The organism is Phytohabitans aurantiacus (assembly GCF_027923225.1).
Classification (GTDB): Bacteria; Actinomycetota; Actinomycetes; order Mycobacteriales; family Micromonosporaceae; genus Phytohabitans; species Phytohabitans aurantiacus.
This window is the reverse complement of the sequence record NZ_BSDI01000067.1, coordinates 29,078-50,066: the sequence shown is the minus strand read 5'-3', so window position 1 is coordinate 50,066 and position 20,989 is coordinate 29,078. Positions and strand designations below refer to the sequence as shown.

The following is a 20,989-nucleotide window of genomic DNA, read 5'->3' as shown; positions in this document are numbered from 1 at the left end:
GCCCAGTCCTCCACGCTGATCACACCCCAAGCCGTACACAGGGTGCTCAGGTTTCACCCGCCGACTACGGCTCAGTTTTCACGCGGCGTCGACACGATGCTCCCCGAACACCGCATAGCGCAGCGAGCAGTCCGCGCATGTCCGGATCCGGACCAGTTTCTCCTCGTCGATGCCTGGCAGCGGCTCGGGGTAGAACTGCTTGCGTCGGTAACGGATCTCGATGCCGAACCCCGAACGGCGCGACCGACGACGCGACGACCTGAAGCCGCTGAACGCCTTATCGAGCGCCTGCCCGACCAACTGGGCCCCGAGATCCCCGGCCGCCCGCAGCGCTCGATCCAGCTGTTGCTGGGTCATGAACTCGCTGTGGTCATCGTGGTGGCCGCAGTACACACACCACAGCTCAACATCGTCGGGCAGGGCGTCGTAGTCGCCACCGTCGATGCGAAAGATCTGCCGGCAGGCCGGACACTCCCTGCCGAAGAAGCCGTCCTCGTCATTCGGGATACTCACCCGCATCGCGAACGAATCTCCGTCGCGGCCGACGATGCTGGCACCCGGCGCCATCCGAAACCCGCTGTCGCCCCACGCACCGCCGGTCACGCTCCACATAGCTGCCGATTGTGCGCCATGGGTGCGACACTTCCGCCACCGATTTCCCGCCCACCCGGGCACTGCAATCGGGCCCATTCCTGGACACCGCAGACCGCCCGGTGGAAACAGTAGGACTGTAGATCACGAATCGGGAATCCACCGCTGCCATCTGACGTGCACGTCAGCAATCTGCGACGCCGCAGCAATCGTCCAGGACGGCTGCCCGCAGCCGTGCGACGCGATCCACCCGGAGCTACCCTCGGCCGGGTCGGCGATCGGGATCAGATCTGGCATCGAAACCACTTGCACGCTTACCTGTTCCTTGCCGAGGGTCCGCCACCGCACAAAGAACTGCTGGTGGGCGCAGCCGTTCATCGTCGCCGGGAACCCATCTATCACAACAGCGCCCTGACCACCGAAGACCCGCACGGATGCGGACCCTTCGGTGTCGTACCGGTAACCGGGGTAACTGACCGGCCAACTCGGCAACTCCTCAAGCCGACCGGTTCCAGTTATCACTTCCCCGGATCCCCAACGGTTGTCCGTCGCCGCCGGCGTAGCGGCATGGCCGGCTCGGCGCCGGTTCAACCAGGCAAGGACGGGGATAACGGCCACCAGCAGCGCCAGGACCACGCCGGCAACACTGCTGATCTTCTCTGCCCGGTCGAGACCCATCCTGATCAGCTGCCATACGGCCCCGGCACCGGCGACCAGCATCACGCCCGCGACCACGGGTAGCAGCCAACGCGGATGGGTACGGGCCTGCGACAAACAGTCGGGCACGAGACTCTCCGGTCGGCTGTGGGGGTGCCTGCCAGCCACCAACCATGGCTGTCGCTGTCGTCCGCTGAGGCCACATCCACGGTCAAATGACGGTCAAATGATCTTCAGGCCAGGTCCCAAGATCGGGAACCTGGCCTGTGACCTGCGGCGAAAGTGTGGGCGATACTGGGATCGAACCAGTGACCTCTTCGGTGTGAACGAAGCGCTCTCCCGCTGAGCTAATCGCCCTCAGCGCGGACCGAACTCTACCCGATGCGACACCTTCGCCGCATCTTCGGGGTCAGTGCGTCGCGATGTAGTTCAGGACACTCGCCACCAGATCGATGCCGAAGCTGAACCGGACCGTGAGCCACACCACCGCCCCGACGAAGATCATCCCGACCAGGCCGAGCAGGAGGCGTACCGGCCAGGACTGGCGGGTGACCCAGCCCGTCCACTTTCGGAGGTTGCGCCGGGTGAACTCGAGCAGCTTGCGAGCCCAGGAGAACTCGATGGCCCAGATGCCGATGCCGCCGAGCACGATGAGCCAGCCGGGGCCGGGCAGCGGAATGAGCGCCGCGCCCAGCGCCACGACGAGCAGGCCGGCGACGCCGATGAAGACCTTCAGCGCGATCCGGCCGGTCGGGTTGGCGCGGATGACCTCCAGGGTGAGGCGGATGCGTTCGCGCCAGCGCGGCCGCCCGGGGGGAGGCTCGCTGGGCGCGGTCGCACCCGAAGGAGGCACAGCGGGGGCAGCGTCGTCGGGTGACGATGCCGATACTGCACCCATTGCGGCCTGGTTTGTGACCATTTCACTCCCACGGTCTCACGCGGCCCGTCACTCATCGGGACGACTGGACGTTACCGGAGTGAGTCGACGTCTGAACCACACCCGACGCCGGTCGGAGCCGATCATCAAATTAGAACCGGACACTTTATATGAAAGCGGTTCAATATACCGGTGAATCGGGGCCGTCTTCCCACTAGTGGGTGAGATCAGCGTATGGCGGAGCGTAATCAGGAGTATCCACTGAGTATGGGAATCGCGGGGCACGTGAGTCCCGCAGCGGTGCCGGGGGGAGAACGTCCATGAGTGTCATCCGACCGACGACCGTAGAGGTCGAGACGTCGCTGCGGCTCGTCGCACCGGACGCGACGGCGCTGCCAGTACGGGCCAGCCTGCGCTATGACCCGACTGACCCGTACGCCGTCCATGTGCTCTTCCACGCGGAGTCCGCGGGGGGCGAGGCGGTGAGTTGGTCCTTCGCTCGCGAGCTACTGGTCACCGGCCTGGACGAGCCCGCCGGCATCGGCGATGTGCGCGTGTGGCCCTGGGCCACGCCGCGCGGTGACTTCGTCGCGCTGGCCCTGTCGTCGCCGGACGGCAATGCGCTATTCGAGGTGCCGCGCAGCGTGCTCGTGCGATTCCTGCGGCGCACATACGTCGTGGTGCCGCGCGGCAAGGAGACCGACCACCTCGACGTGGACGCCGCGGTCATCCGCCTGCTCGCCGGCCGCTAACAGTGCACATTGACTCTTGTAACACCGTTAACACCTGCCTTACCGTTGGGTAACTTAGCCGCGGTGGCGCCACCTCGGAAACCTCGCCGGACCCGACCGTCCTCCGGGTCCGGCCAGTCCCCCGCGAGGTTCCCATGGCGTTCACCAGACGGCTGCTCACCCCTGCGCTCCTCATCCTGACTCTCGTCGCGGCAGCGCCCCCGACGCGAGCCGGCGCGAGTCCCACCACCAGCTTCACGGCGGTCGACATCGCGTCGCACGACGGCACCGTGCTCAAGGCGAACGTCATCGCGCCCACGGCTGCCGGCCCGCATCCAGCCATCGTCTTCATCTCCAGCTGGGGGCTCAACGACGCCGAGTACCTCGCCCAGGCGCGCGCTTTCGCCGAGGCGGGCTACGTGGTGCTCTCGTACACGGCACGCGGCTTCTGGAGCTCCGGTGGCCGCATCGAAACCGCCGGCCCCGCCGACATCGCCGACGTCTCGGCGGTCATCGACTGGATGGACGCGCACACGGCGGCGGACCCGTCGCGGATCGGCGTCGGCGGCGTGTCGTACGGCGCCGGAATCGGGCTCATCGCCTCCGCGCACGACGCGCGCATCCGGGCCGTCGCGGCGCTGTCCGGTTGGACCGACCTCATCGAGTCCCTGTACGCCGACCAGACGCACCACCAGCAGGCGGTCTGGCTGCTCAAGCTGACCGCCGAGCTCCTCGGCCAGCCCAGCGACGAGTTCGACCGGATCGTCGACGACTACTTCGCCAAGCGGAACATCCCGACGCTGCTCGCCTGGGGCGCGGTGCGCTCGGCGGAGACGTACCTTCCTGGCATCCGCGCCAACCGGCCCGCGATCCTGCTCGCCAACGCGTACGGCGACAGCGTCTTCGGACCCAACCAGCTCGTCGAGTTCTTCGGGGCGCTTACCGGCCCCAAGCGCCTCGAACTGTCGCCCGGCGACCACGCGATCCCCGAGCTGACCGGCCTCGCCGGCCTGCCCAACCACGTGTGGACGAGCGCCCGGCAGTGGTTCGACGAGTACCTGACCGGTGCGGACACGGGTATCGCGGATGACCCGGTGGTGCTGCGCGTGCGCGGCTCGTCGACAACCGAGGCGGCAACGGAGACGTACCGCGACTGGGCGGACGTGACCGGTTCGACGAATCGCTATCACCTGGGCGACGTGCCCTGGTACGACCGCACCGGGCCATTGAGCCCGATCGCACCGACGCAATGGTCCGAGTCATTCCACGCGTACGGGGACACGGTCGCGGGCGCGGGCGTCGTATTGCTCTCGAACGGTCTCGAGGCGCTCACCGGCAACCCACCATCGGCGTGGGTGCCCGCCGTCGACCGCGGTCGCGGCGCCGTCTGGGAGACCGCCCCGCTGCCTCAGGGCGCTGCCGTGCGCGGCATCACGCGCCTGCACCTCACCGTGCGACCGGGCGCGGCGACCGGCACGGTGATCGCCTACCTGTACGACGTGGACGCTCTTGGCGTGGGCAAGCTGGTCGCGCACGCACCGGCGACGTGGACGTCGGGCGGTACGCAGGCGATCGACGTGGCCCTGCCGGCGACCGCGTGGGACGTACCGGCCGGCCACCGGCTCTCGCTTGTCGTCGACACCGAGGACGGGCTGTACCTCGACGAGAACGCGTTCGGCGCGGCGATAACCGTGACCGTACCGAGCTGGATCGATGTGCCAATGCGTTGAGCTGTCGGAAAGAAGCCGTCTGACGTGCGAGATCAGCCGGCGGCGGCTACGGTCGTCGTGATGGTCGCTTTCGGTCAACCCGTTGGCCGCGCGCTGGAGACCGCATGCGCGCCCGGGCAGGCCGGGATAGGCACCCTCACCCTTAGTGATCTCTCCGCAGACGGAGCGTCGATTCTCGACCATCACGCGCTGGTACTGGTCACCAGCGGTCACGGCACTTACGAGATTGACTTCGTGACGTACGCCTGCCGGCCGGGCACGCTGCTGTGGGCCCGGCCGGGGCAGGCGGTGCGGCTGGGCGGCCAGCCAGGACTGGACGCGACGCTGGTCTGCTGGCAGCCGGGCATCCTCGCGCCCCTGCATCCGCAGGCCGCCACGCTCGACAACCCGCTCGGCCCGACCCACTGGCACCTCACCGGCGAAGACGAAGACGCGGTCATCAACGAGGTGAGCCAGCTGGTCGTCGACTGCGAGCGCCACGGTGCCGGCGATCTGCCCGCCGTGCTGCTGCGCCACCAGCTCGCCGTCCTGCTGCTCCGGATCGGACTGCTGCGCGAGACGGACAGCAATTCCAACGAGACCGGTCTTTCCCAGACTGTTCAAAACGAGGCGGAGACGTTCCACCGGTTTCAGCAGGAGCTGGAGCGCGGGTACGCCCGCACCCGCCGCGTCGAGGACTACGCCGCCGATCTCGGCTGCTGCGTGCGCACCCTCACCCGGGCGAGCCTGGCCGCGACGGGGCGCAGCGCCAAGCAGATCATCGACGACCGCGTGGCGCTGGAGGCCAGGCGACTCCTCGCCGGCACCGACCTTCCGGTGGCCGAGGTGGGACGGCGGTTGGGGTTCGCCGAGCCGACCAACTTCGGCCGGTTCTTCCAGCGCGAGGTCGGCATCAGCCCGGGCGGGTTCCGCGCCGAGGCGGCACGCGACACCGCACCGCCCCCGACATCTCATCGGCCACGCGAACCCCTGGACCACATGCCCAGTCCATTGACGGCATGATGGGGGTGTGCAGATCTCCGCGCGCGGTGACTATGCGGTGCGAGCCGCGCTGAGCTTGGCGGCCGCGCACCCCTCGTTGATGTCCGCGCAAGCCATCGCCGCCGAACAGGAAATGCCCCGCAAGTTCCTCGAAGCCGTGCTCGCCGACCTTCGCCGTGCCGGCATCGTCCGCGCGCAGCGCGGCGCCGAGGGCGGTTACACCCTCGCGGCGCCACCGCGTGACATCACCGTCGGGGCGATCTTGCGCGCCGTCGATGGTCCATTGGCGGGTGTACGCGGACTGCGTCCCGAAGAGACCCGGTACGACGGGGCGGCGGAAAACCTGCCCCGGCTCTGGGTGGCGGTGCGCGCGGCGGTTCGCGAGGTCGTCGACGAGGTGAGCCTCGCCGAGCTGGTCAGCGGCAAGATGCCCGCTCACGTCCGCAAGCTGACCACCCGCCCAGACGCCTGGGAGCCCCGCTGACAGGCTCGCCCGTTTCCGCGTGATCAGGGCGTCCCTGAAGTGGCCCGGGTCACCTTCGGATCCTGCTAGGAGCCGTGGCGACCAACGGCGGCGAACGCCCCGAATTCCGGTTTGGGGTTACTTGAGGGACGCCCTGATCACGCGGAAACGGGTGCGATGACGACGTCGCCGGAGAGGCGGCCGCGCTCTGGGTCTCGCGTCACGTGCCCCGCTTGGAGCAATGCGGTGATCGCACGGAGGGCATCTGCGGAGCGATACACGGTGCCGGTCAGTGCGAAGTGGCGCAATTCGGTGACCGTGCACGCTCCTGCCGAGCGCAATTGAGCCAGCAGCTCGCGCCGCAGCGGCCCGGGGTGCGGGTTGAGCGAGATGTCGAGCAGGTGCCCCTCGGGGTCCCGCGGATCCCGATAGCGCACGCCCGCGTACTCGTCGACGGCCCAGAGCGCGTTCTTGAAGGCTTCGAGACCCTTGCCGGCCGTCGTGCCGAACGTGACGAGCCGCGCTGACCCGTTGTCGACCAACTCGACCCGGGTGGCCAACGGAAATGGCGGGTCGGGCGGCTGGCCGGTACCAGAGACGAGAAGGACCTCGGCGGGGCGTGCGACGCCGGCGGCGCTGATGGCCGACGGGCCCGGGTCTTCCAGGTGTGCGAGCAGTGGGGCGCCCGCGGCGCCCGCTGCCTTCAGTGCCACCGCGAGCTTGTCATCGGGATTGCCCGCGACGGCGTGCACGCTTAGCTCCGCGGGTGTACCGAGCTCTGCCTGCACCGCATCGAGGCGGCGCGCCGCATTGCTCGGATCGGGTGCTACGAGCAGGACCGTGAGGCGCCGTCCGCGCAATCGGTCGGAGAACTCCGCGAACACCCGCAGCGCTGCCTCGGCCGCCTCGACGTCGATCGCCCCGGACCAGCCCTGCGCGAAGGTCGCACCCCGCGCGCCGTGCAGCGCCACCGGAGCCCAGGCGTCGAGGTATCGGACGAGCAGTTCCCTGACGACGCCTGCGATCGCGGAGGACATACCTCTAGTTTCTACCGTGACACGCCAACCCCGCCGGCCGTCTGCGCCCCGTACCGCTGCTTCTCCTTGGTCAGATCGAGCGGCCCGATGGTCTTGCGGGCGTCGATGGCCGCCTGATCGAGCAGGTCAGCGGGGATGAGCCACACGACCTCGAACTCCAGGCCGTCCGGATCCTTGCCGTAGAGACTCTTGGTCGTGCCGTGGTCGGACGTGCCGACGAGGGCGCCCGCCTCCGACAGCCGGACCGCGATCCGCTCCAGTTCCTCGAGCGTGTCGACCTCCCAGGCGATGTGGTAGAGCCCGACGGTGGTGCGGCCGGCGCCGGAGGGTCCGGCGTTCGGGCCAAGCTCGAAGAGGCCGAGGTCGTGGTCGTTGGTGGAGTCCGGCGCCTGCAGGAACGCGGCGCCCCGGAAACCGTCCGGGGTCATCGCGATCTGGCGGAAGCCCAGGACGTCGCTGTAGAACGCGACGCTGCGGTTGACGTCGCGCACGAAAAGTACGGCATGGTTGAGCCTGTGAACACCCATGGTTACGACGGTAGCGCGGTAGTTGAGCCCTCAACAACCGGGGTAGGCTGGGTTCCGTGACCCGGTGGCTGAACGCGGAGGAGCAGCGGACCTGGCGAGCGTTCCTGCACAGCTCGCGCGCGCTGTTCGACACTCTCGACCGCGAACTGCAGCGTGACGCACAGATGCCCCACGCGTATTACGAGATCCTCGTGCGCCTGTCCGAGGCGCCCGAACGCACCATGCGGATGAGCGAGCTGGCCGAGGCCACTTCGTCGTCCCGCAGCCGGCTGTCCCATGCCGTTGCCCGGCTGGAGGAGTCTGGGTGGGTGCGGCGCAAGGATTGCCCCACAGATCGCCGCGGACAGCTAGCGGTCCTCACCGAGAAAGGCTTCGAGGTACTGGTGGCAGCCGCACCGGGGCATGTCGAGGGGGTGCGTTCGCACCTGTTCGACCAGCTCACGCCGCAACAGGTGAGGCAATTGCGGGATATCAGTGAGGCACTTCTAGGTCATCTCGACCCGGAGAGACCCTTGTACTGATCGTGTCTGGTCCAGCACCATGAGGCACGTGTCAGCAGTACTGGGTGAATTGACCGCGAGGGCCTACAGCCTCGTCGAGATCGGCGACCTGCCCTCCGCCCAGTTGCTGCTCTCCGACGCCCTGGCACACGTCGACACCGATCCCCGGCACGCCTCCGCAGCCCTTGCCGACGCGGCCGGCTTGCACTCCCGGGTACTGATCCGGCTGGGCGAGCCGCACTCGGCGCGCGGCTGGGCCCAGTTCGCGTACGTGGCGGCCAACCGGCTCTACGGACCCGGCCACGAGCAGACCATCCAGGCCGCCGCCACGCTCGCCACCGTCCTGCAGCGGCTCGACCACTTCAACGAGTCGTCCCACCTGTACGCCGAGGTCATCGAGGGGCTGACAGCGCTGCAGGGCCCCGAGTCCCGCCAGGTACTGGCCGCACACGCCGACCTGGCCACCGTCGAGTACGCCCGGGGCGATTGCGACACCGCCCGCGCCCGGATCGCCGAGGCGTGGGACATGACCCGCGAAGCGTACGGCGACGCGGACCCCGCTGGGATCAAGATGCTCGCCCGGCTCGGTGCGATGGAGCGTGACTGCGGAAAGTTCACCGAGGCGCACCAGCACCTGGCGCACGCGCGCGAGCTGTGCCGGCAGTACCTGCCCCCGGAGCACCCGATGACGGCGCAGGTGGCGACCCTGTCCCGGGCACCCGCCAATCCCAACCACCTGTGCAACGGCCACGCCCTCCCCGCGGCTCCCGCACGCCACGCGGCTTCCCCTCCTTCGTCCGACCCCGACATTGCTGGTGACGAGCGTTCTGGGTTTGCTGATGCTGACGCCCGTTCTGGGTCCGCTGGCGGGTTTGGGTCCGCCGACGCTTCCTCTGGCGGCTTTGGGGCCGCGGACGCTTCCTCTGGCGGCTTTGGGGCCGCCGCCTCTGACGCTTCGTCTGGCGGTTCTGGTCTCGCTGACCCTGACTCTGCGGCTGGCGGCGCCTCCCGGACGGGCCCCGCCCTTGGGGACGCCCGCTCCAGCGAGCCGGCTCTCGTGGAGACCGACGAGTACGGTGATCCCGTCCCGCCCGACGTGGCGGAGTCGTGGTGGCCGCCGCCGGACGACGGCAACGACCCGCCACCCAACCTGCCCGTGCCGGTCGGTCACCGCGAACAGCCCGCCCGCCGCCGCGGCCCCGCACGGCTCCTGCTGGCCGCCCTGATCGCGGCCGGGCTCGGAGCAGTCGCCGTGATCATCGGACTGTCAGCGGTGGACCAGCAGCAGAACCGCGACCCCGACACCGGCCCCGTGGCCGCCCCAACCTTCCCGACCACCAGTGCGCCCGCGCCCACCAGCGCTCCACCGTCCCCCACGGTCAGCCCCGCCCGGCCCGGCACCCCACCAGGCGCGGTGAAGCTCGTCGACAACCGCCAGAGCATCACGCTGACCTGGACATACCCGGCGGGCGCCAAGGCACCGGTACGCCTCTCGGGCGCCCCGGAAGGGCAGCAGCAGCGCGCCTTCCAAGACCTGCCGGCCGGCTCCAGCACCTACGTCGTACACGGCCTGGCCCAGGACACGGACTTCTGCTTCACCGTGGCGGTCGTGTACTCAGCCAAAGTCGTCGGCCGAGCCCCCGCCGTCTGCACCGCCCGCGACCGCTAGCCCTCACGCTCCCCGGCGCTCCGCTCCAATGCCGCCCGCTCTCCGCCCCCGCTCTCCGCGCGGCCTGCGCCGCGCGGCCTCTCCGCGCGGCTGGTCTTCGCCGATCAAGGGCGAATGCACGTGGTTGGATCGCTTTTCCGCGTGCGTTTGCCCTTGATCCAGGCGATCTCCCTTGATCGGCGTCGCCGCCCGGCGGCGTCCGCACACAGTCACGGACCGGGCGGCGTCACGGACCGGGCGCGGCGTCCGCACACGGTCACGGACCGGGCGGCGTCACGGACCGGGCGCGGCGTCCGCACACGGTCACGGACCGAGCGCGGCGTCCGCACGCCGTCACCGACCGGGGCGATGACGGGCGGTCGCCAACGCCGGATGCAGCGAAATCGTGGAAAGTGCGGCCTCCGCGACAGCCTGATGCCGCAAGTTCGGGGAACTTGCGGCATCCACCGATGCCAGGCCGCTGCTCGCAACGCCGCCCGGCGCGTGGGCAACGCGAGGCGTAGCGCGCGGGCAGGACGGCGCGCAGCGCCGCCGATCAAGGCCATTCCCATCGATCAAGGGCAAATACACGCGGAAAAGAGATCCAACCGCGTGCATTCGCCCTTGATCGGCGGAAAGGGCCCGCGCGCGGCACGCGCGCACAGCGCGGCACGGGCACGGGCGCGGACAGCGGGGCGTGGGGCGGACGCGGACAGCGGGGCGTGGGGCGGGCGCGGACAGCGGGGTGTGGGGGGTTAGTCGGGGGGTGGGGTTTTGGGGAGGCGGAGTTCGGCGCGGACGCCCGGGGCGGCGTCTCTCAGGACCACGGTGCCGGCGTGCCGGCGGGTCAGTTCGCGGGCGATCGCCAGCCCCAGACCCGAGCCGCCCGCGTCGCGGGCGCGGGCGTCGTCGAGGCGGGTGAAGCGGTCGAAGACGCGTTCGCGGTCGGCTGGCGGAATGCCGGGGCCGTCGTCGGCCACGGTGATCAGATGGTGCGGGCCGTTGGCGGTCAGCCCGACGGATACGCGGGAATTGGTGTGCCGGACGGCGTTGTCGAGCAAGTTTGCCACCACTCGGGCGAGCGCGTCCGGCTCCCCTACCGTCCACAATGGATGCTTTGGTCGAGTCACGTCGACCGCCTGGTACCGCTCGGCCACTGTGGACACTAGCTCGCCCAGCTCGACCGGCACCACCGCCCGTGCGGCTCGCGCCCCGCCGTCGTCGGAGCGGGCGAGCAGCAGCAGGTCGTCGACCAGGCGGCTGAGTCGCTGGATATCGGCGAGCAGATCGTCCCCCACGTCGGCCCACTCGGTGCGGTCGCCCAGCCGCTGCGCGACCTCCAACTGGGTACGCATGTTGGTCAGCGGGCTGCGCAGCTCGTGGGCGGCGTCCGCCACGAACGCGCGCTGCCGCACCCGGGCCGCTTCCAGCCGGTCGAGCATGCCGTTCAGGGTCACCGCCAACCGGTGGATCTCGTCGTGCGAGTCCGGCACCGGCAGCTGGCCAGGCAGGGCGCCACCGGTGATCTCCTCGGCGCCCGCTCGCAGCGCCTCCACCGGCCGCAACGTCAGGCCCACGACCCGCCACGCCACCGCCGCCAGCACGACGAGCAGCAGCGGGAACGCCACCATCAGCGTGGTACGCAGCAGCCGCACGCTCCGCGTCAGGTCGGCCATGGAGCGCGCCACCAGTACCGTCTGCGTGCCACCGTCCCCGGCCGGCTCCCCCACGACGCGCACCGGGCCGTCGATGCCTAGCCTTTCGCCCGGGATGAGCAGCGCCTTGCCGGCGCGGGCCTTCGGCAGCTCGTCCCGATACAGCACCGCCACCAGCCGGTCGGCACCGATCGAGGCGGCGAGCACCCGGCCGTCGGCGTCGACCACCTGTACCCGCACGTCGCCGACGACGGGCAGCGGCTCGGGCGTCTCCCTCTCGTCGACCAGCCTGGCGATGCCCTCCGCGCTCTGCCGGGCCTCGGTGTCGGCGGTGCGCTGCAGGGCGATGCCGAGCGCGCCGACCAGTACGACGCCGCCGACCGCCAGCCCGGCGGCGAGCCCGGCGACGCCGATGAACATCAACCGGGCGCGCAGGCTGATCCGGCGCCACCAGCGCAGTCTCATGCCGTGAGCCGGTACCCGGCGCCGCGCACCGTCTCCAGCACGTCGCGGCCGATCTTGCGGCGCAGGTAGCCGACGTAGACCTCGACGGCGTTCGGCGCGGTCTCGATGCTGGCGTCCCAGACGTGGTCGAGCAGCTCGGTCTTGGAGACCACCTCGCCTGGCCGGCGCATCAGGTACTCCAGCAGCGAGTACTCCCGCGCGGTGAGCACGATCTCGGCGCCGTCCAGCGTGACCCGGCGCTCGGCGGGGTCGAGGCGCAGGTCGCCGACCGTGAGCACGGCCGGCCGCTGCGGGGCGCCGCGCCGCAACAGCGCCCTAAGCCGGGCGAGGAGGACCACGTACGAGAAGGGCTTGGTCAGGTAGTCGTCGGCTCCGCAGTCGAGGCCGTCGGCCTGGTCGTACTCGCCGTCCTTCGCCGACAGCATGAGTACCGGCAGCCAGTGCTCCTCGGCGCGCAGTTGACGCACCACCCGATATCCGGACAGACCGGGCAGCATGACGTCGAGGATCATCGCGTCGTACCCGCCGTGCCGAGCCATCTCCAGCCCGGTCGGGCCATCGCCGGCCACGTCGACGGCGAAGCCCTCGCCCTGGAGCCCACGCTTGAGGGCGGTGGCGAGCCGAGCCTCGTCTTCCACGACCAGTAACCGCACGCCAACAAGCGTGCCATTCTTGCTGAGAGGCCCGACAGCGACTCTCAGCACGCTCACAGCGCCGGTTCCGCACGATGGGCGACAGGAGGTGCGAAACATGCAAGCAACGAAGTCCCGGCCAGCCCTGCGCTGGCTGATCCCGGCAGCCGCCACGGTGCTGGTGATCGGTGGAGGTGCCGCGGTCGGCACGTTCGCCGCGTCGGCCGATCCCAGCCTGCCGCCCCGGTCCGCCGCACAGCTGCTGGTCGACCTGCAGACCGCCCGGCTGGACGGCCTGTCCGGCACCGTGGTGCAGACGTCCGACCTCGGGCTGCCGTCGCTGCCCAACCTGGGCGGGGGCTCCGGCAGCGCCGACGTGATGTCCCTGATCACCGGCGACAACACGCTCCGCGTCTGGTACTCCGGGCCGGACAAGGCACGCGTCGCGCTGATGGGCACGCTCGGCGAGACCGACATGATCCGCAACGGGTCCGACGTGTGGCTCTGGGAGAGCAAGGCCAACAAGGCGACACACAGCAAGCTGTCCGGAACGGAGGCTGGACAGCAGCACACCTTGCCCAACGGGGTGCCGTCGACGCCGCAGGAGGCCGCCGACCAGGCGCTCGCGGCGATCGACCCCACCACCGAGGTCACCACGTCGGGCACCGCGAGGGTGGCCGGGCGCGACGCGTACGAGCTGGTGCTCCGGCCGCGCGACACGGCCTCGCTGGTCGGGCAGGTGCGCATCGCGATCGACGCCACCGAGCACGTGCCGCTCCGCTTCGAGGTCCTGGCCAAGGACTCCGACAAGGCGGCCTTCGAGGTGGCGTTCACGCAGGTCGACTTCGACCGGCCGGACGACCAGCAGTTCGAGTTCAACCCGCCGCCCGGCGCGAAGGTCGAGGAGTCGACCGAGCTGTCGGCTGAGCAGAAGGCCCAGCAGGCCGAGAAGGCACACAACGACGGCGACCTGACGACCGTCGGCGAGGGTTGGACCATGGTGGCCGTGTCGAAGGCAGGCGGGGCCCCGGCCTCGCCGGAGGAGGAAGACGCCACCGGTTTGCTCAAGGCGCTGCCCGAGGTCAGTGGCGCGTGGGGTAAGGGGCATCTGCTGACCGGCACCGTGTTCAGCGTCCTGGTCACCGACGACGGCCGGATCCTCGCCGGTCTGGTGAGCCCGGAGCGGCTGTACGAGGTGGCGGCGACCAAGGCAGGCAAGTGACCGCCTTCGCGGTCGAGAGCAGCGGTCTCACGAAGCGGTTCGGACGCCAGGTCGCGGTTGACGCCGTCGACCTGGCGGTCCCCCGCGGCACGGTCTACGGGTTCCTGGGCCCGAACGGCTCGGGAAAGACCACGACGATCCGCATGCTGCTCGGCCTGATCCGGCCGACCGACGGCGGCCACGCCCTGCTGGGTGAGCGGATGCCGGCGGGCGCCGCACGGGTACTGCCGAAGGTGGGCGCCCTCGTCGAAGGGCCCGGCTTCCACCCGTACCTGTCCGGCATCGATAATCTGCGCCGGCTCGACGCGGCTGACCGTACAGCTGACAGGAAGAACGCGGACGCCCGCATCCGGTCGGCGCTCGACCGGGTCGGGTTGGGCGCCGCGGCGCGCAAGCGGTACCGGGCGTATTCGCTGGGGATGCGGCAGCGGCTGGCGCTCGCGGCGGCGATCCTGGCGCCGCGCGACCTGCTGATCCTCGACGAGCCGACGAACGGTCTCGACCCGCAGGGCACGCGCGAGGTGCGGGCGCTCATCGCGGCGCTGGCCGCCGAGGGCAGCACGGTGCTGCTTTCCACCCACTTACTGTCCGAAGTGGAGCAGATCTGCGGGCACGTCGGCGTCATGCACCAGGGCAAGCTCGTCGCCCAGAGCACGCTCGCGGACCTGCGTGCCGAGGCGACCCCTCGGGTACGCGTGACGACCGACCGGCCGCACGACGCCGCTCGGGTGCTGCGCGAGCTGGGCCTGACCGACGTGGTGACGGGCGGCGTCGAGGCCGCCGGTGTACTCGGACCGATCGCGCCGGAAAAGGTGGTGGCCGCGCTGGTGCACGACGGCGTACCGGTGCGCGGGTTCGGTGTGGTGGCACCGGATCTGGAGGAGCTGTTCGTCGGGCTGACCGGGGAGGGGTTCGATGTCAGCGGTTGACGCTCCGGCGTTCTTCGTCTCCGAGCTGCGGCTGGTGAGCCGCCGCCGGCGCAACCAGGCGGGGCTGGCCGTGCTCGCCGCGGTGCCGATCATCATCGCGGTGGCCATGAAGGTGGCGGCGCCATCCTCGTCCTCCTCGTCGCAAGGGCCTGAATTCTTCGGCTCCATCACGAGCAACGGGTACTTCGTGGCGCTCGCCGCTCTCGCTGTCGAGATCCAGCTCCTGCTGCCCATCGCGGTCGCCACGATCGCGGGCGATTCGGTGGCCGGCGAGGCCAATCAGGGCACGCTGCGATACCTGCTCACCGTGCCCGTCGACCGGACGCGCCTGCTGGCCGTCAAGTTCGCGGCGATCGTGGTGGGCGCGTTCGTCGCCACGATGACCGTCGCGACCGCCGGGCTCCTGGCCGGATGGGCGCTCTTCGGCGCCGGCCCGGTGACGCTGCTCTCCGGCTCCCAGGCGAGCGTGGGCGGGTCGCTGCTGCGGCTCCTCGCGATGTGCGCGTATCTGACGGTGTGCCTGGCGGCGCTGGGTGCGATCGGCCTCTTCGTCTCGACGCTGACCGAGCAGCCCATGGGCGCCACCATCGCGATCACCATCATCGCGGTGACGAGCTGGGTGCTCGGCGCGGTGCCGCAGCTCGACTGGCTGCACCCGTATCTGCTGACGAACTCGTGGACCGCGTTCGGCGAGCTGATGCGCTCTCCCATCGCGTGGGAACCGCTGCGCGACGGGTTGCTGTCGGCGGCGGCCTACATGCTGATCTTCCTGAGCGCCGCGTGGGCCCGCTTCACGACGGCCGACGTGAGCTCGTAGTCAGGCACGCATGGGAACCACCAGATAGGTCAAGGCGGACTCCGGAGCCGTGAACGCGGTGGCGCGCATGGCCTCCTGCACGCTCACGGTCACCGGACCGCCCGCGAACGGGCGGAGGGCGTCGAGGACGAACCGCGCCTGGTAGTGCGCGCTCAGGTGGTCGCCGCGCACGCTCGCCTTGACCGCTTCTTCGGACTCGCCGCTTTGCGGGTCGCGGCCGCTCACCTGGAGCACACCGTCGCTGGCCCGGAGCGTGACGCGGCCGTGCGGACCGGCGTAGGGCAGCGCACGCTGCACCGCCGCCGCCAGCTCGTCGGCGCCCAGCTCGACCACGCACTCGGCACGCACGTCGAGCAGCGCGTCGAGCTGGCGGTCGGGGAACGGACCGGCCAGCGACGCCGCCACGACGGTGCAGCCCTGCCAGGCCAGCCCGAAGCGGTCACCGCTCGCGTAGACGCGGACCTCGTCGGCGCGGCTCGCCTGCCGGCACACCTCGGCGAACAGCGCCCCCGGCACGAGCCCGGCAGGGCCGGGGCCGTGCTGGTCGGCGCTCGCTCCGCTCACGCGGGCCCCAGGGCCTGAAAGGCGCTGCCTTCCCTCGCGCCGCGCACCGACTTCGTCGGCGCGTCGCTCAGTCCAGGCACCGCCGGCCATGGGGCCGGGCTGCCAGGGGATGGACGCGGCCGCCATGCGGTAGCGGTCGGTGGCGACGAACGCGAGCCGGTCGCCCTCGGCGCGCACGCGCACGCCGGTGAAGATGGGCAGCGCGCCGTCTCGGGACGCCGCACCCGCCACGGCGGTGCCCACGCCGAGCGCCGCACCGGACACCGTGCCGGCCAGCGGCGGCTCCCCCGCCGGCGACGGGTGGGTCGCGGCGTCGAGGCACGGCAGCGCGAACCGGCCACCGCCGGTGCGGATGGCCAGCCGCGAACCCTCGACGGCGAGCCGCACCTCGGGCGCGTCGAGCGCCGCCACGGTGTCGGCGAAGGCCCGGCGCGCCACGACGACGGCCCCATCGGTGTGGACGGTGGCCGAGGCGTGCACCCGCACGGACAGCTCCGCGTCGCTGGCGGCAAGGGTCAGGCCGCCAGCATCGGCGCTCAGCAGGACGGTGGCCGGGCTCGCGTGCAGCGAACGGGCCGGCAGCAGGCGGACGAGGCGGGCGGCCGCCTCGGCGAGCGGCGCGGTGACAGCGGTCAGCTCCAGTGACATGCCGGCACGCTAGCTCGACCCACCGACAAGACCGGTCTTGTGACCCATCGTCGAGAAGAGCGGGTGGCCACGCAGTACCAGGCCGGACAGCGGATCGGTGGCGAGTTGGCGGATCCGCTCCAGCTCGGCGGCGGTCATGCCGAGGCCGAGGAAGCGCTCGCGGAACTGCGCCAGGCTGATGGTGTCCAGCAGGGCGCCCGGGCTGCCGGCTGGCCACACGGGCGTGAAGATCTGGGTGTCCACATCGGTCAGTCCGGCGGACCGCATCGTGGCGTGGATGCGCGATGCCCAGTACGGGTCGGTGCCGCTGCGGGCGAGTACGTCTTCGGCCAGTAGGCGCCGGAACCGCGCGATCAGCCGGGCGTCGCGGGAGCTCGGCGCGGTCAGCACGGGGTCGTCCAGCCACAGGTACCAGTCCTCCACCACCAGCGTGCCGCCCGGTGGCAGCGCGGCGGCGAGCCGGCGGAGCACGCGCTCGGGGTACAGCAGGTGCATCAGGAGCAGGCGTGCGCGGATGAGCCGGAACGGCCCTGTGGGTACCGGTTCCGCGGTGATGTCGTGGGTCAGCACCGTGATCCGCGAGTGCGCGGGAACGTGGCGGGGCTTGATGTCGGTGGCGACGACCTCGCCGTCGCGTCCCACCCGATCGGCCAGCCACACGGGCACCGCGCTGCCGCCCGCGCCGACCTCCAGGCAACGCGCGCCCTCCATGCCGTCCAACCCGGCGATCCGGTCGATGCTGAACGAGTCCAGCACCGCCGCGAGACACGCGTGCTGCCGCAGGGCGTCGACCGCGTCGTTGTCGAAGGCGTACGCCGTCGTCCTCATCGGACACCCCCCGATGGCTCGCCGGCGGGTTCAAGCGCGCCTTTCACGTGCGATTCCGGGCCCAATGTGCCGGTCGAGATGCGGTACGAGCAGGCGCTTTGCGAGAACGCAAATAGAGCGACACCAAATGCCGGGGCTAAAGGTCTGCGCACGGATTCCTCCGGTGTATAGAGGGCGGGCGTACTCGCGTTTGTGGCGCGTCTGCGGGAGGCACTCGCGAGTACGCCCGCCGGCTTTGGCACCCGACGGCGCAGAGGCATACGTCGTCACACCGCCGGGGAATCGGGGTTTGCTTTTCTGCAACGGGCAGGCGGGTCCTGAGCTGCTGGAACCGCGCCAACTCCGGCGCACACCGACGATGTTTTCAAGGCGTTCCCGTTGGTTTCAGGCGCCCTTTGCCAAGATTTTTTAGCGGACTTGGACCAAGGGGATTTCCATTCCCCGTCATTACCGCGACACGCCGAGAAAACCGGTAAACGGGTCTTTGGGGTCGCCCCCGCCAGCGCGGCCGTGGTAAACACTTCTCATCGGCGATCGTGGGCCAGCCCCCGTTCGTGTGGCGGAAGCCTTCCCCCCGAATCCTTTCCGCCATTTCACACCGCGACCAGACCTTATCGCGAGAGAGGTGTGCCTTGCCCACCAAACGAGAGCAGTTCGTTCAGACCATCCGGGCGCAGTGGCTCGGTCAACGAATGCGGGAGCTTCGCGACGAGCGGGGCCTGACGTTGAAGTACGTCGCGGCCTACCTCGGCGTCGAGTTCTCCACCCTGGCCCGCTACGAGCGTGCCGAGTGGCCCTTCCGGCGCGACCACGTGATGGCGCTCCTCGACGTCTACGGCGTGTACGACGAACGGGACCGCACCCACCTGGTCCAGCTCGCGCAGGACGCGTGGCGCATCAACAAGTGGGAAGAAGACTTCGAGGGCGCCGTCTACGACGCGACCTTTGTGGACTATCCGTGGCTGGAGTCCCGGGCGCGGGAGATCTGCGCCTACAGCACGATGATCGTGCCGGGCCTGCTGCAGACCGCCGGATACGCCGAGACGATGATCCGCCACTACGAGGGCTCGGCGGCGGTCGAGCACCGCGTGCAGAAGTGGCTGCACCTGCGGCTCGACCGGCAGAAGGTGTTGAACGACAAGGACACCCAGCTCACCGTGATCCTCGAAGAGTCGGTGCTGCACCGGCCGGTGGGCGGCAAGAGCGTGCTACGTGGCCAGCTCGAGCACCTCAAGGAGATCAGCCGCCGGCCGCAGATCGACATCCGGGTCATCCCGACGAGCATGGGCGCGCACGACGGCACCTACGGCTCGTTCTTCCTCTTCCAGATGCCGCCGCCCTACCCGGCGGTCGCCTGCGTGGAGCATCTCGCGGGGCGACTTTTCGTCGAAGCCACTAGCGCCGAACGGTACGAGAAGGCGTATGCTTCGCTCCGGGAGGCCGCACTCAGCGACAGCGAGTCGGTGGCGCTCATCGCAACACTCGCAGAGGAGTTGTCATGAGCGAGTCGATGCCAGGCGTCGCCTGGCACATCAGCAGCAAGAGCGACGGCAGCCACGGCATGTGTGTCGAGGCCGGTCCGCTCTCCGACGGCAGCGGCCGGGTGGCCGTCCGCCACAGCCAGCGGCCCGACGACGCGGTGATCGTCTACACCCGCGGTGAGTGGGAGGCGTTCGTCGGCGGCGTCAAGGAGGGTGAGTTCGACTTCACCACCGCCTGAGTGGAGCGTCCTGGTGGGTCAGCGTGCCAGCGACTGACCCACCAGGACGGTCAAGGTTGCGGCCACCACTCGATTTCGGTGACCGTGGCACCCGCCACGACCACGGTGCCGGCCGGCTCGGTTTCGTTGCGCCATATGACGTACGCGCCGGCCGGCAGCGACGGATACACCGCCGTGTACCGGACACCACCCGACACGTGCCGCGCCCGCACGGCGACATGCGTGCGCACCTCTGGCACGTCGCCCTTGCGGCTGATCTCGATCTCGTGACCGTGCCACTCCGGCCCGGTCGTGATGATCAGCGCGCCGACGTCGGCACCGATGTTCAGCATCACGCTGCCGGCCATGGAGTCGTCCAGCGTGTGAGCGTGTGTGTGGGTGTGTCCGGCGGTCATGACGGGTTATTGAAGCCGTCGTAGGGCAGCCCGAGGTACGGGAACCGGTTGAGGAACTTGGCCGTCACGTCGGCGGCGCTCAACCCCTGCGAGAGCTGGGCGACTGCCTCATCCGGCTCGAAGTTCTTGTCCACCAAGGCAAATGTGGCACCCGCGATGGCGCGCAGCGCGATCGACACCACATCGTCCTTGACCCGGCGACCATTGGGGAAGCCCGCGAGGTCGCCGCCGAGAACGCCGAACCGGTTCTCCTCTTTGGACGGCTTGATGTGGGTGTTCAGCCGGAGCATGTCGGCCTGCAGGTCACCGGTGTCGTTGTGGAAGCCCTCGATGAGCCCCTCCGGGATACCGGTCAGCAGCACCGCCACCAGGTCGGCGCGCTTCGTCTTGGCCTCGTTGAGCTTGGCCAGGTTGTCGAAGACTCCCGGGTACAGGGCGGGCAGCAGGCGCGCCAGCTCGGGCTGCTCGACGAACTGCGCGAAGTTCTTGTCTTCGGTGGGCGGCAGGCTATTCCACAGGTCCTTCTTGGACATCGGCACGATCACCTCGTTGAAGAGGGGGCTGCCGAGCCGCGACACCTGGACGTTGGGTCCTACGTAGACGTCGTCGCTGGAGTGGCCGTGCAGCACCCGCACCTGGCGGCGGCTGGCCGTCGTCCACACGCCGATGACCGGCGAGCTCCTGCCGACAAGTTCCTTGATCGGCACCTGGATGGCGATGCTGTGCACGTTGGTGCGGTCGGTGGCGTTGACCGCCTTGCCCGCCTCCTGGAACGCCTTCTGTCCCAACACGTGCAGGTTCTGGAACGGGCGCAGCGTGCCGAGGTCGAAGATGGATCCCAGGTCGACGAAGAAGCCTTCGGCGCGCTGGCCGACAAACACCTTCTCGCCCGACTTCAGCTTGAACGTGGCGTCGTCGGCGAGCTTCTTGTAGTTCGGGATCGACAGCTTGCCGACATTGACCGGCGGGCAGGGCACGTTGCGCGCCAGCACCTTGGCCTTGCCGTTACCGTCCACCTTGGTCACGCTGTAGAACTGGCGGCGGTTCCAGGTCTCGCTGTCCAGCTCCTCGATGGGGCCGGTGTTGTACAGGAACGTGTTGTTGTCGTTCAGCTTCGTCTCGAAGCGGAACTGGTACGTCACGTCGGGGTGACCGTCACCGTTGTTGTCGACGTGGATCTCGTACAGCACGTCGTCGCCGAACTCGAAGAAGTTCGGGCCGGACGCAGGGCTCTGCAACGGGATGTAGTTCGCGATGATGGTGACGGTGTCCGGGTGGTCCGGGCTGACGAACGCGTAGAGGTCGGTGCTGTCCGCCACGGGATCCTTCGAGATCTCGGGCGCCTCACGATGTGAAGACATGTCGATTCAAC

The 20,989-nt window shown here is 69.8% G+C and carries 22 protein-coding genes and 1 tRNA gene; 11 read left to right on the top strand and 12 right to left on the bottom strand.

The genetic code is table 11. The features are described 5' to 3' along the window. Window positions 1-78 precede the first annotated feature (78 nt). From QMG73_RS39780 to QMG73_RS39765, 4 genes are all read right to left on the bottom strand, one after another. Window positions 79-612 carry a hypothetical protein gene (locus QMG73_RS39780; RefSeq protein WP_281904353.1) on the bottom strand — a complete coding sequence of 178 codons (534 nt, stop codon included), beginning with the start codon at window positions 610-612 and terminating at the stop codon, window positions 79-81. Between the two features lie 123 nt (window positions 613-735). Then, window positions 736-1,314, bottom strand: coding sequence for a hypothetical protein (locus QMG73_RS39775; protein WP_281904352.1), 579 nt, complete (start codon window positions 1,312-1,314; stop codon window positions 736-738). A 219-nt stretch (window positions 1,315-1,533) separates the two neighbouring features. Beyond that, window positions 1,534-1,605, bottom strand: a tRNA-Val gene (locus QMG73_RS39770). A gap of 52 nt (window positions 1,606-1,657) precedes the next feature. Further along, complete coding sequence (locus QMG73_RS39765; RefSeq protein WP_407676918.1) at window positions 1,658-2,146, bottom strand: TIGR02611 family protein; 489 nt, start codon at window positions 2,144-2,146, stop codon at window positions 1,658-1,660. 299 nt (window positions 2,147-2,445) lie between these two features. On the opposite strand from QMG73_RS39765, the gene QMG73_RS39760 reads away from it, so the two are divergent. The 4 genes from QMG73_RS39760 to QMG73_RS39745 all read left to right on the top strand — a co-directional run bounded on the left by QMG73_RS39760 (window position 2,446) and on the right by QMG73_RS39745 (window position 6,051). Continuing rightward, window positions 2,446-2,877: an SsgA family sporulation/cell division regulator gene (locus QMG73_RS39760; RefSeq protein WP_281904350.1), complete on the top strand. Its 432-nt coding sequence runs from the start codon at window positions 2,446-2,448 to the stop codon at window positions 2,875-2,877. Between the two features lie 134 nt (window positions 2,878-3,011). Beyond that, window positions 3,012-4,586, top strand: coding sequence for a CocE/NonD family hydrolase (locus QMG73_RS39755; RefSeq protein ID WP_281904349.1), 1,575 nt, complete (start codon window positions 3,012-3,014; stop codon window positions 4,584-4,586). A 60-nt stretch (window positions 4,587-4,646) separates the two neighbouring features. Then, window positions 4,647-5,588, top strand: a complete 942-nt coding sequence (locus QMG73_RS39750) for a helix-turn-helix transcriptional regulator (RefSeq protein ID WP_281904347.1) — start codon at window positions 4,647-4,649, stop codon at window positions 5,586-5,588. A gap of 7 nt (window positions 5,589-5,595) precedes the next feature. Then, complete coding sequence (locus QMG73_RS39745) at window positions 5,596-6,051, top strand: RrF2 family transcriptional regulator (RefSeq protein WP_281904346.1); 456 nt, start codon at window positions 5,596-5,598, stop codon at window positions 6,049-6,051. 137 nt (window positions 6,052-6,188) lie between these two features. Here the strand turns inward: QMG73_RS39745 and QMG73_RS39740 are convergent, their stop codons facing one another. Next, window positions 6,189-7,067 (bottom strand): hypothetical protein, encoded by an 879-nt coding sequence (locus QMG73_RS39740; RefSeq protein WP_281904345.1) that lies wholly within the window; start codon window positions 7,065-7,067, stop codon window positions 6,189-6,191. 11 nt (window positions 7,068-7,078) lie between these two features. After that, a complete protein-coding gene (locus QMG73_RS39735; RefSeq protein WP_281904344.1) occupies window positions 7,079-7,594 on the bottom strand; it encodes a VOC family protein in 516 nt (171 codons plus the stop codon). 47 nt (window positions 7,595-7,641) lie between these two features. On the opposite strand from QMG73_RS39735, the gene QMG73_RS39730 reads away from it, so the two are divergent. Further along, window positions 7,642-8,115 (top strand): MarR family winged helix-turn-helix transcriptional regulator, encoded by a 474-nt coding sequence (locus tag QMG73_RS39730; RefSeq protein ID WP_281904355.1) that lies wholly within the window; start codon window positions 7,642-7,644, stop codon window positions 8,113-8,115. A 28-nt stretch (window positions 8,116-8,143) separates the two neighbouring features. Then, window positions 8,144-9,763, top strand: coding sequence for a tetratricopeptide repeat protein (locus QMG73_RS39725; RefSeq protein WP_281904342.1), 1,620 nt, complete (start codon window positions 8,144-8,146; stop codon window positions 9,761-9,763). A 734-nt stretch (window positions 9,764-10,497) separates the two neighbouring features. Here the strand turns inward: QMG73_RS39725 and QMG73_RS39720 are convergent. Together QMG73_RS39720 and QMG73_RS39715 are read right to left on the bottom strand one after the other, a co-directional pair. After that, on the bottom strand, window positions 10,498-11,862 hold the full coding sequence (locus QMG73_RS39720; protein WP_281904339.1) for a sensor histidine kinase: 1,365 nt from the start codon (window positions 11,860-11,862) through the stop codon (window positions 10,498-10,500). Next, the gene (locus QMG73_RS39715; protein ID WP_281904337.1) at window positions 11,859-12,515 is read right to left on the bottom strand and encodes a response regulator transcription factor; all 657 of its coding nucleotides are present in this window, start codon (window positions 12,513-12,515) and stop codon (window positions 11,859-11,861) included. The genes QMG73_RS39720 and QMG73_RS39715 overlap by 4 nt, the downstream gene beginning before the upstream one ends. Window positions 12,516-12,612: 97 nt before the next feature. Between QMG73_RS39715 and QMG73_RS39710 the strand changes: the two genes are divergently transcribed. The 3 genes from QMG73_RS39710 to QMG73_RS39700 are packed head-to-tail and all read left to right on the top strand — an operon-like array spanning window position 12,613 to window position 15,462. Continuing rightward, entirely contained in the window at window positions 12,613-13,716 is a 1,104-nt protein-coding gene (locus tag QMG73_RS39710; RefSeq protein WP_281904336.1) for a LolA family protein, read from the top strand. Beyond that, window positions 13,713-14,645, top strand: coding sequence for an ABC transporter ATP-binding protein (locus tag QMG73_RS39705; RefSeq protein ID WP_281904334.1), 933 nt, complete (start codon window positions 13,713-13,715; stop codon window positions 14,643-14,645). Before QMG73_RS39710 ends, QMG73_RS39705 begins: the two co-directional genes overlap by 4 nt. After that, window positions 14,632-15,462, top strand: a complete 831-nt coding sequence (locus QMG73_RS39700) for an ABC transporter permease (protein ID WP_281904332.1) — start codon at window positions 14,632-14,634, stop codon at window positions 15,460-15,462. Before QMG73_RS39705 ends, QMG73_RS39700 begins: the two co-directional genes overlap by 14 nt. On the opposite strand, the gene QMG73_RS39695 is transcribed toward QMG73_RS39700, so the two are convergent. Together QMG73_RS39695 and QMG73_RS39690 are read right to left on the bottom strand one after the other, a co-directional pair. Further along, window positions 15,463-16,674 (bottom strand): DNA polymerase III subunit beta, encoded by a 1,212-nt coding sequence (locus QMG73_RS39695; RefSeq protein WP_281904331.1) that lies wholly within the window; start codon window positions 16,672-16,674, stop codon window positions 15,463-15,465. A 9-nt stretch (window positions 16,675-16,683) separates the two neighbouring features. Beyond that, window positions 16,684-17,502: a methyltransferase domain-containing protein gene (locus QMG73_RS39690; protein WP_281904330.1), complete on the bottom strand. Its 819-nt coding sequence runs from the start codon at window positions 17,500-17,502 to the stop codon at window positions 16,684-16,686. A 632-nt stretch (window positions 17,503-18,134) separates the two neighbouring features. Between QMG73_RS39690 and QMG73_RS39685 the strand changes: the two genes are divergently transcribed. After that, window positions 18,135-19,004 carry a helix-turn-helix domain-containing protein gene (locus tag QMG73_RS39685; RefSeq protein ID WP_281904329.1) on the top strand — a complete coding sequence of 290 codons (870 nt, stop codon included), beginning with the start codon at window positions 18,135-18,137 and terminating at the stop codon, window positions 19,002-19,004. Then, window positions 19,001-19,222: a DUF397 domain-containing protein gene (locus tag QMG73_RS39680; protein WP_281904327.1), complete on the top strand. Its 222-nt coding sequence runs from the start codon at window positions 19,001-19,003 to the stop codon at window positions 19,220-19,222. Before QMG73_RS39685 ends, QMG73_RS39680 begins: the two co-directional genes overlap by 4 nt. 50 nt (window positions 19,223-19,272) lie before the next feature. Here the strand turns inward: QMG73_RS39680 and QMG73_RS39675 are convergent, their stop codons facing one another. Together QMG73_RS39675 and QMG73_RS39670 are read right to left on the bottom strand one after the other, a co-directional pair. Then, complete coding sequence (locus QMG73_RS39675) at window positions 19,273-19,617, bottom strand: phospholipase (protein ID WP_281904325.1); 345 nt, start codon at window positions 19,615-19,617, stop codon at window positions 19,273-19,275. After that, a complete protein-coding gene (locus QMG73_RS39670) occupies window positions 19,614-20,978 on the bottom strand; it encodes a DUF4331 domain-containing protein (RefSeq protein WP_281904323.1) in 1,365 nt (454 codons plus the stop codon). The genes QMG73_RS39675 and QMG73_RS39670 overlap by 4 nt, the downstream gene beginning before the upstream one ends. Between the last annotated feature and the right edge of the window lie 11 nt (window positions 20,979-20,989).

Bases quoted from the DNA above. Each gene is read 5' to 3' on its own strand.
- QMG73_RS39780 (WP_281904353.1), bottom strand. From the start codon at position 612: ATGTGGAGCGTGACCGGCGGTGCGTGGGGCGACAGCGGGTTTCGGATG.
- QMG73_RS39765 (WP_407676918.1), bottom strand. From the start codon at position 2,146: ATGGGTGCAGTATCGGCATCGTCACCCGACGACGCTGCCCCCGCTGTG.
- QMG73_RS39760 (WP_281904350.1), top strand. From the start codon at position 2,446: ATGAGTGTCATCCGACCGACGACCGTAGAGGTCGAGACGTCGCTGCGG.
- QMG73_RS39755 (WP_281904349.1), top strand. From the start codon at position 3,012: ATGGCGTTCACCAGACGGCTGCTCACCCCTGCGCTCCTCATCCTGACT.
- QMG73_RS39750 (WP_281904347.1), top strand. From the start codon at position 4,647: ATGGTCGCTTTCGGTCAACCCGTTGGCCGCGCGCTGGAGACCGCATGC.
- QMG73_RS39740 (WP_281904345.1), bottom strand. From the start codon at position 7,067: ATGTCCTCCGCGATCGCAGGCGTCGTCAGGGAACTGCTCGTCCGATAC.
- QMG73_RS39735 (WP_281904344.1), bottom strand. From the start codon at position 7,594: ATGGGTGTTCACAGGCTCAACCATGCCGTACTTTTCGTGCGCGACGTC.
- QMG73_RS39720 (WP_281904339.1), bottom strand. From the start codon at position 11,862: ATGAGACTGCGCTGGTGGCGCCGGATCAGCCTGCGCGCCCGGTTGATG.
- QMG73_RS39710 (WP_281904336.1), top strand. From the start codon at position 12,613: ATGCAAGCAACGAAGTCCCGGCCAGCCCTGCGCTGGCTGATCCCGGCA.
- QMG73_RS39700 (WP_281904332.1), top strand. From the start codon at position 14,632: ATGTCAGCGGTTGACGCTCCGGCGTTCTTCGTCTCCGAGCTGCGGCTG.
- QMG73_RS39695 (WP_281904331.1), bottom strand. From the start codon at position 16,674: ATGTCACTGGAGCTGACCGCTGTCACCGCGCCGCTCGCCGAGGCGGCC.
- QMG73_RS39690 (WP_281904330.1), bottom strand. From the start codon at position 17,502: ATGAGGACGACGGCGTACGCCTTCGACAACGACGCGGTCGACGCCCTG.
- QMG73_RS39680 (WP_281904327.1), top strand. From the start codon at position 19,001: ATGAGCGAGTCGATGCCAGGCGTCGCCTGGCACATCAGCAGCAAGAGC.
- QMG73_RS39675 (WP_281904325.1), bottom strand. From the start codon at position 19,617: ATGACCGCCGGACACACCCACACACACGCTCACACGCTGGACGACTCC.
- QMG73_RS39670 (WP_281904323.1), bottom strand. From the start codon at position 20,978: ATGTCTTCACATCGTGAGGCGCCCGAGATCTCGAAGGATCCCGTGGCG.